General features: G+C 49.2%; 14 protein-coding genes. All 14 read left to right on the forward strand.

Features of this window, described 5'->3' with window-relative positions:
- Positions 1-45 precede the first annotated feature (45 nt).
- Positions 46-1923, forward strand: a complete 1878-nt coding sequence (locus tag L4D12_RS00535; protein WP_428445881.1) for a rolling circle replication-associated protein — start codon at positions 46-48, stop codon at positions 1921-1923.
- A gap of 13 nt (positions 1924-1936) precedes the next feature.
- Positions 1937-2104 carry a hypothetical protein gene (locus L4D12_RS00540; RefSeq protein WP_428445869.1) on the forward strand — a complete coding sequence of 56 codons (168 nt, stop codon included), beginning with the start codon at positions 1937-1939 and terminating at the stop codon, positions 2102-2104.
- Positions 2097-2603, forward strand: coding sequence for a hypothetical protein (locus L4D12_RS00545; RefSeq protein WP_428445870.1), 507 nt, complete (start codon positions 2097-2099; stop codon positions 2601-2603). The genes L4D12_RS00540 and L4D12_RS00545 overlap by 8 nt, the downstream gene beginning before the upstream one ends.
- Positions 2604-2627: 24 nt before the next feature.
- On the forward strand, positions 2628-3113 hold the full coding sequence (locus L4D12_RS00550; RefSeq protein WP_428445871.1) for a hypothetical protein: 486 nt from the start codon (positions 2628-2630) through the stop codon (positions 3111-3113).
- A 59-nt stretch (positions 3114-3172) separates the two neighbouring features.
- A complete protein-coding gene (locus tag L4D12_RS00555) occupies positions 3173-3775 on the forward strand; it encodes an ATP-binding protein (protein WP_428445882.1) in 603 nt (200 codons plus the stop codon).
- A gap of 15 nt (positions 3776-3790) precedes the next feature.
- Positions 3791-4144: a hypothetical protein gene (locus tag L4D12_RS00560; protein WP_428445872.1), complete on the forward strand. Its 354-nt coding sequence runs from the start codon at positions 3791-3793 to the stop codon at positions 4142-4144.
- Positions 4145-4399: 255 nt separating this feature from the next.
- Complete coding sequence (locus L4D12_RS00565) at positions 4400-5440, forward strand: hypothetical protein (protein WP_428445873.1); 1041 nt, start codon at positions 4400-4402, stop codon at positions 5438-5440.
- A 259-nt stretch (positions 5441-5699) separates the two neighbouring features.
- Positions 5700-6533 (forward strand): major capsid protein P2, encoded by an 834-nt coding sequence (locus L4D12_RS00570; protein WP_428445874.1) that lies wholly within the window; start codon positions 5700-5702, stop codon positions 6531-6533.
- Positions 6534-6542: 9 nt separating this feature from the next.
- A complete protein-coding gene (locus L4D12_RS00575) occupies positions 6543-6824 on the forward strand; it encodes a hypothetical protein (protein WP_428445875.1) in 282 nt (93 codons plus the stop codon).
- Positions 6824-6973, forward strand: a complete 150-nt coding sequence (locus L4D12_RS00580; protein ID WP_428445876.1) for a hypothetical protein — start codon at positions 6824-6826, stop codon at positions 6971-6973. The genes L4D12_RS00575 and L4D12_RS00580 overlap by 1 nt, the downstream gene beginning before the upstream one ends.
- On the forward strand, positions 6973-7182 hold the full coding sequence (locus L4D12_RS00585; protein ID WP_428445877.1) for a hypothetical protein: 210 nt from the start codon (positions 6973-6975) through the stop codon (positions 7180-7182). Before L4D12_RS00580 ends, L4D12_RS00585 begins: the two co-directional genes overlap by 1 nt.
- On the forward strand, positions 7182-7610 hold the full coding sequence (locus tag L4D12_RS00590; RefSeq protein WP_428445878.1) for a hypothetical protein: 429 nt from the start codon (positions 7182-7184) through the stop codon (positions 7608-7610). Before L4D12_RS00585 ends, L4D12_RS00590 begins: the two co-directional genes overlap by 1 nt.
- Positions 7603-8124 (forward strand): chemotaxis protein, encoded by a 522-nt coding sequence (locus tag L4D12_RS00595; protein WP_428445879.1) that lies wholly within the window; start codon positions 7603-7605, stop codon positions 8122-8124. The genes L4D12_RS00590 and L4D12_RS00595 overlap by 8 nt, the downstream gene beginning before the upstream one ends.
- Positions 8121-8688, forward strand: a 568-nt coding sequence (locus L4D12_RS00600; RefSeq protein WP_428445880.1) for a hypothetical protein, incomplete at its 3' end; no start/stop codon positions are given. The genes L4D12_RS00595 and L4D12_RS00600, both read left to right, overlap by 4 nt.

An 8688-nucleotide genomic window follows, 5' to 3' on the forward strand; every position in this document is an offset into this window, starting at 1 on the left:
GACAATGCTTATTATGCCGAGAAGCAAAAAGTTCATACCGCTTCTTTGCCGGACTATAACGCCGAACACCTCCGCGAAGCGGCGGCACGGAGTGACGAAAACAATAGGCTTGTCCAAGGGCGCAAAAGTCCGACACGCCCAAAGGTCGCTCATTTATCGCACAGAATCCGCCAGTTAGCCCACTCAAAGCGCCGTGCCATCGAGTTAGATACAGAGTCAGCCTACAACGCGGAAACGCTCTACGGCATTCATGAGGCGGGTAATCGTGCCCGTGTTTTATCACCTGAGAAAAAATCCAAGGTTGTTGAGCCCAACATTGCCCCCAATACGGTTCGCTTGATGAAGCAAGACTGGTCAGGACGTTGCAAAGTCCAGTATTACACCCAGACGCCAAGCAGCGGCGCACCCGACCAACAGCAAGGCGACCGCTATACCGAAAAACTGACAAAGCGCGCAGTGAGTAAAATCTTTGAGTCAGCGGCATATATCGCGACTTGTCATGGCGGTTTTACGACATTCTTCACACCGACGTTTTCAAAAGAACAGCGAAACAGGATTTTTGGCGGGATGGTTGAGGGTGACGGTACCGAATATTGCACATTGCCGAAGCCGCCATTGCCAGCCAGTAAAACACGCGGGCCGCGATCGCTGTTATCAGGGCGACCGCAAGTTGAATCAAATGATGCAACCCATACACCTATCCATATCCGCCGAAATATGGCGAAACCCGTTACCCATATCGCCGGGCCATATTGTTATATCGATACCGAAGCCGACGATCCTGCCGCAACCGTCGATATCCTTGATGATGGCACGGTGAAAGTGATGAATGAAAACGGGGATATTGCCGGGCCGTACTGCCCAATATTCGCCAAACCGGAAAAACCATTCACCCTGACTAAAACGGCTGAATCGACTATCGGTAAAGAGATATCCCGTTTTTTAGATGGTGTAAAAAAGATGTTCAAGCGGGGATGGCAAGGCATTGATAAAAACGGCGAGCCATTTCAGATCCCTGAGCGAGAAGATGACTTTCATTATATTTGGGTTGCTGAGTGTCCGGCCAACAAAGATGGCGAACCTAATCCCCACGTGCATATTTTGCTGAACTGGACGGTAGAGCCAGAACAATTTAATGCCTGGACTCAGCGCATTGAGGGGATTTGGGGAAATGGTACTGTGCATGTGGAGCGAATCAAACACCCTAAAGCAGCAGGAACCTACATCATTAAAGCCGTTGGCTATGCGGCCAAAGGTGACAACGCTGACCAAGGTTTGATTAGAGGCAACCGCTACAACATTGCCCAGTGTAGCCGGGCGCCGGATTGGACGTGCCTTGCCAGTTTCGAAGCCGACAACATGGCGGCGATTATCAAAGAATGCGGTTACATTTTGGAGCAATGGCGTAAGCCGTTAAACCGTAGTTTAAGGCGAACGCAAAAGCAGCTAGACCAAACCATTAAAGCGAAAGCCATTGCCAAACAGGCCAAAAAGCCAGAGCAGGAAATCAATAAACTGACCGCCCGCATTATTCGCCTTGAGCACCAAGCGAGAGCAGGACGTGATCAACTGAGAAGCCGTGAGGTGTTTGCCACTACAAAGAATATCTTTTGTTTTTCTATTGATGGCGAGAATGCCGAAGAAAAAGCCTATGACTTTTTGCTGTGGGCCGCAGGGGCGCGAGGCTGGTCAATGACGCCTGTCAGTGATGAGCCAGAGCAAAAGAAAGTCTATCAGGAAATCAGAGCCGCCGCCCGGCATGAATACGCGCCGCATTATGAACACTTCCAGCAAAAACGCGCCTATTGGCGATGCGTACTCAATGACCCGCTGACACCTAACCGGGCAGAACCTACCGAACTCGAACGCTCGGCCTACATGGCCGACCTTGAACACTACATGACTCAACCATTTGCAGCATAAAGGAAGCTAACTCATGGATGAACTGAACCAAATCACCGAGCAGCTAAGCGGTGAAGTCAAAAAAGTCTCGGGCAATCCGTTTGCTAAAAAACTAATAGCCCCATTACGACTTGTACTGGTTTGGATGCACGGCGTTAACCAAAAACTGATGGAATTAGAACAAGGGGGAAAACATGGCTGATTCGATGCCCGTTCGTAAATCGACGAATCAAGTGGAAGGTATTAATCGGTGTGAGTGCGGCCAAATCCGCACTATCCACCGGGCAAGGGGAAAGCGCGCAAAGTTCCTGTATTCGATTTGTGATGATTGCGGGACTAATCAACAAACGGGCGCTTTCTGGCAGAGCCGTTTTAATGTGCATTACCCGACCATTGAAGCCTTAACGGAAGCCGAACAAACCACTGTGGTTACGGTTTCTGAACCGAATGAATTAACCCAAGAAGCCGTAACCCATGGGCATCAAAGCGAATCCGAAAGCCTCACTGAAGAAACACCGCCAACATTGCCAAAATCAGGCAGTGAAAGCGGCGATAGTGAAGCAACAGCAGCTAGAACAGAAAGCATTACAAGCCGAATCGAACCTGAAAAAGAAACCGAAGGCAAGCCGAACACATGGAAAGCCATTCTGGCTGGAATCGTCCTTGGTGGCCTTACTGGCGGACTTATTACCCGTATTTAACCCAAACAAAGCGAGAGATTAGGAATGGAAACCGAACTACAAGCCAAAAATGATGGTGAACTAAACCACATCGAAGCACTGGAAAGCCACAGTGAGCAGGAAGAAAGAGACTTTCTCAAAGGGCTTGATGATGATTTTGACCCCACGATAGCCGATAGCAAAGGGCAACAGCAGGAACTTGAAACCGAAGCCGCCGCCGCGATTGTATTTGTTGGCATGATGACCATCGAACAATTCATGAAGACCTTGGCACACCCCAAGTTTAAGTTTGATCCTGACCAAGCCGAAACGGTTGCCAACAAAGTGGCTCCATTATTGGTGAAGTACGGTACGAACCCGCCGCCATGGTTAGCCAAGTACATGGAAGAAATTATGGCTGTTGCAGCAATTGGCATGTTGGGATTATCAAGTTACTTGCAGGTGAAACAGCTTAAGGCCGAGGACATAGCCGTCGCCAAAGAGAAAGCCAAGCAAGCTGCCAATAATAATAACGCGGAGGCCGCCGCGTGAAACTACAGCCTATCAACCAAAACAACGCGCTAGATAATCACCATGCGTATGCGGTTGGTATGTCAGGCTGCGGGAAAACCTCCGCAGCCAAAAAGCTGTTTGTAAAAGCCACTGACCAAGTGGCTATTTTCGATCCGCTGAATGACTACCAAGGTGAATTACAAGGGCGCAAGGTTCGCAGCTATGCCAGCTTAAAAGACTTTGCTAGCGCCTTGATTGCTGGGCGTAAAACCAATCAAGGTTTTAAGATTGCCTACGCGCCAAAACATGAAACCACCGAAGCCGACTTTGACAAGTTCTGCATGGTCGTTTGGGGCGTGGGGAATGGGAAACATAAAAAGCCATTAAAGGTGATTTGTGAAGAAGTGGCCGAGCATAGCAACACTACCGCCAAAGCCACTGGCTACCACGGCAAAATTTTGAGGCTAGGGCGCAAGTACGGCCTACACTCAATCAATATGTTTCAGCGTGGGCAAGAAGTCTCGAAAACCATTATCGACAACTGCCAGTTTGCGTGTGTGATGATGCAAAAAGCCGATGACAGTGCCCGATACCTACAGCAGAAGACAGGTATACCCGCGATAGAAATCATGCCATTGCAAAAGCTTGAGTATATTCTTCAGGATGGAAAAGCATTCAAGAAAGGTGTGATCCGCTGGTAGCCAATAAGGTAGCTAATGAATCAGCCATTCGTCACCAACCAATTTATTCAATTCTACAAACGTGAAATGGAAATCAATCAAGCCATTGCATACGGCTATGGCTTGCTTGTTCGCCTAGATGAGGTCATTGCCCAACTTGAACCCGAGATAGGCCACTTTGGTGTTGAAGTTACGTTAAACTATCCACTTATTCGCCATGCTCTCACTCGTTGCCTTTCCTTCCTTGACCACACTGATACCACTCTCACAGGGCAAGACTTTGATGTGTTTGCTGGCTACCTGCTAGCAGAGTTACGAGATCTTGAGCGCATCATTGATACTGAATTTAGAGAGTATGATTTGAATTATGTTAATTCAGAGAGCGGATGACAGCGGTCATTCTTTTAAGTGTAAACAAGAATACATATTAGTTAGGTCATCCTACTGCAGATACTAGCTTACATTTTGCAGAGTGAGGGGATATGCTATAAAAATGTGAATACTCCGTGTGATTAAGTGATTGTTTCTGTGAGCATTCTATAGGTTTTTATCTCCTAAAATCTTAGTGTTACATATACTTCATTTATTGATTGTTTGACAATTTATTATGCGGTAATCTTGCAAAAAATTTCAAGGGATATGTCCATGGCAAGTGTAACTATTACTTCTAATGAAGATTTCATTGAATTCACAAAACGAGTGTTACTCGACAATGATAATTCAATAGATGATGTAAAGTTTGATGGATGGCCGACTGTTAATTATTATATTAAAGGTGAGCGCTACAACCAATCCTTGCCAATCACCGCCATGGAAGGATATGTCGGATATCAACAGGAACTTTATCGACTATTTACTGATCTAAAGTATAACAGCGCATCTTTACAGATGTTGAGAGCTGACGATAAAGCAGATCTTGAGCTTGTATTCCGTGTTAAAGAAGGGTCATCAGATACGGAAGCTGATGGCTGGAGCTTATTAAACAAGCTGACAGATAGTTTGACTGCAATCACCACCGGGATGGATGGTATGGAAAAGCTAATATTAATTATAACCATTGCTGGTTTCATTAGCGGGTCTTTTTGTTACTACGTGCGTAGTAACCGAAAACTTGAAAATGAACAGTTCCTTGCTCAGCAAGAGACAACAAGAGCTGCATTATTAACAGGTGAGAAAAACCTAAAAGAGTCTTGTTCTTTACTGCAAGATGTTTTAACGCAGCATCCAAGTTTTAACGCTACTCATACAAAAGCTATCGATTACTCAGAACGCGCGAACACAACCCTTATGCGCAGAGTTTCTGATGCGGAATTTGTCAGAACGGGCAACAATGAGTATAGAGAGGCTGAAATTCGCGAGTTCAGTAGACGCCAAAGAGGGGAAAATGGTAAGCGTAACGAACGAGTGGATGATTTTTATATCGATGGTATCGAGCGAATGGATCAAGAGTCACTACTAATCAAAACGACCAAAGTTAGTAGTAATGCACAAATTAGAATGAAAGCATTGGCATCGATCATTGGCGATGATTTAGAAGCTTTGACTAATGCATTTTTAACTGGAAGTGCAGTCAAAGTAAAATATATGTCATCTGTACGAGCTGGTGATGAATATTCGGCTCAGTTTAGTTATGTTGTTGCTGGTGACGATTCTGAATCGGATGAAGCGCAAGAGCATTCAGCTTAATACATACAGTCTAAATCACATTTCCAAAAGCCCGCAAGCCTATAGGTTTAGCGGGCTTTTTTGTGTTTGCCTTAAAACCGAATCACTTGCTTTCTTGTTGGGGAATTTTTTGTAAACCAACAGAGAGCAAACAACATGAGTGCAAAAACCAAAGGCTATGTGATCACAGGTGTGATTGCATTACTGGTTGCGGGTGCCGTGGTATGGGCATCAAACAACGTTGATTCCGTCGAAGACGTGATTGGTTAAGGGGTAGGACATGGAACTACTTCAAACCAAATTTGCGCCGCGCCCTAAAGAGCTTGATCCCGTTGAAGGTGTTGGCTGGGGTAACCGGGCATCACTGCGTCTGGTTTCCGGCCCGACGTATCACAGCATTGAACTGGTCACCAATATCACCGACCCCAAAGACATTGAACGTGTCGAAGTGTCGTTGAACGGTTCGGCCAAAATCAATGTCACGGGTGAAACGCTGGTCAAACTGCAAGCCCACCGCAAGAACTACGCCGTTGACGGGCGCTATGTCCTGTCATTTGGTGACCCAACCTTGCGCACCAAAATCGGTGTGCGTCAAACCGACCTTGTCACCTTGGGCGGTGAAATCTGGTTCATTCACATCACCCTGAAAAGCAAGCCAGCAGATACGCCAGCGCCGAGCATCCGTGCCCGTGCGCATGTGTTACCCGCACAATCGGTGCGTTACTACATGCCGCGCATCTATGAGCTGACGTGGTTTGCCTCGGCAACAGGCCGCACACCATTTGACTTCAGCGAGCGTAGCCCGGCACTGAACCTCAAGCGCATTCACTTCCTTGATGACTCGATTGAGCGCGTGCGCGTCTTGCGGGATTCGTTCGAAGAAATGAACGTCACCAAGGCTGATAACGCTTTTGACTTGGCCCAATCGAAGAAAGAACAAAACCCTGGTTGGTTTAGCCTCGACTTTATCCGCTATGGCTTTGGCGCTGACGGCATGCTGAACACTGCCGCCCGTAGTCAACTGGCGTTTGAGCTGGATAAAAACAAGGTGGGCAGTGTGCCGGTGATCATCGAAGCGGTTGAGCAAGTGAACGCCTTACCGACCAAGGCATAAGGGGACGCTATGGATTTATTCGATAGCTGGGGCGAATCACTGGGCGGCATTTGGGATTCCGCCCTCAACGGCGGTGAGCAGTGGGTTGAATCGTGGTTTGACAACGAGGCGGACAAAGTCACCTCTGCCGCGCCAGAAGAAAACCGAGTGCCACAAAACCAAGAGCCTGCCAAGCAACCCGACGGCCAGCCGATTTATTCCGGAGGCCTCACTACCCATACTGCCTTGATGATTGGCGGCGGGGTGATTGTCGCGGTGTTAGCCGTTGCCGTACTGATGAGGGGGAAATAATGCCATTACTATTTTGGCCGTTACTGACAGGGACGGTGGGCTATGCCGCCGGGTTGTTCAGCGGTGAAACCTTTGCCCGTACCTTCAAAATCTTGATTGCGGTACTGCTGGCGCTGTGGTTGGTCAATATCACGGGGGTGATGAAGTAATGCTCAGTATTCCCGGTGTTACCAACTCCGGCAGCATGCCGATTAATGCGGGCGGTGGTACGGCGGGGCCATCCAATGCCAACGCCGATGCCAATAACAGCTTTAAGGTCAGTGGCATCAACATGGGGGGCGGCTCTGCCGTCTCTCAGTGGTTGACCGTCGCGCTAGGGCTGGCCGTGGTGTGGTTCCTAATTAAGAAGGTGGGCTGATGTATTTTCGATTAATCCGCCCGAGCGCCCCTGACTTTCAGGCACATTTATCACTGATAAAGCCTGCGTTTGCGGGTTCTGACATGCCCAAAGTGGAGTTTGACGAGGTGAGACAGTTGGTCTGTGACCAGCAGGCCAGCTTTTATCTGCTGACGGGCAAAGGGATTAAGTTGCGGTTTATTAGCCGGATTGATGGTGAACGCTATCACATCATAGCCATGACGGGGCGCGGCCTCGTTGATGCGGCCACCCATATCATTGAGCGAGTGACGGAACGTGGCTATCAATCCATTAGCTATCACACCTACCGAAAAGGCATGCGCCGCATACTTGGCCAGTTTGGCTTCAAACAGGTCGAGCAAGTAAGGGCATTTGGCGATTCACAGGAAACCGTTCATCAACTGGATTTGAGGGATAACCATGGGTAAGGGAGGCAGTAGCAGCAGTTCTAATCAAACATCCAATACGAATGTCAGCGGGCAGAATGCCATTTCTGGCGATAACCTCGGGGTCGCGATTTCTGGGGTTAATGATTCCAACATTAACGTCACCATGACCGACCATGGTGCCATAGAACGTGCCACCGAGTTAGGTGAGCTGGCATTTGCCAGTAATACCGAAGTCACCACCGCCGCGCTGGAAATGGGGGCCAATTCAGTGAGCGAGGCGCTGGATTTTGGTCTTGGCGCGATGGAACTCAATGCCGAGGTCAGCAACAACGCCATCAATCAAGTCAGCCAAGCCCACGGTGAAAACTTGCAGATGCTGGCGGGGCTGGCGGGTAATCAGGCGACGCAGAACAGCGAAAACCTTGAGGCACTCAAAGAGCTGGCGGTGATGAAGGCCGACGGCGGGCAGGTCGCGACGTCCAAGCAAATGACCATCATGGTGGGGATCGTGATGTTTTTTGTGGCAATCATGATGATTAAGGGGAAACGATGAGCTTTAACCAGATGATGCAGCCGCGCCAGCGGGCGCAATTTCAGGCCGTGGGCGAGTTTCTGTATGTCGAAGCGTGTCCCGCGTCGGTCAGCATCACCACCGAGCGTGGCGAATATCGGCTCAAGCAGGGGGCGCAGGTTATCGACCCGCGCTTAGCCGGGCGCGTGACCGTTGAAAACATGGGCGAGGCGGGGACGGTCACCATTATGTGTGGCTACGGTCGTTACATTCCGCCTACCGACGGCCAAGAAGTGGCGGTGACACAGTTGCCGATGGTGACGCTGTCACCCAATCAGGCCGTTAATGTTGCCGAGCTGCCGCCAGTGGCATTGGTTGACGGTCAGGCGGTGGATATTTCACGCATGCCACCCATGCAGCTAGCCGACAACCAGCAAGTGAGTGTGTCACACCTGCCGGATGTGGCCTTGGCGGCGGGGCAACAGCTCGCGGTCAGCAGTTTGCCCAAGGTACAACTTGAAACCGGGCAGATGGTGCGCGTTTACGCCACCAATCCGCTACTCACCAAACCCGTTGGCGGCGCGGGCCTGACCGATAGCGTATTAA

The organism is Photobacterium nomapromontoriensis, assembly GCF_050336815.1.
Classification (GTDB): domain Bacteria; phylum Pseudomonadota; class Gammaproteobacteria; order Enterobacterales; family Vibrionaceae; genus Photobacterium; species Photobacterium nomapromontoriensis.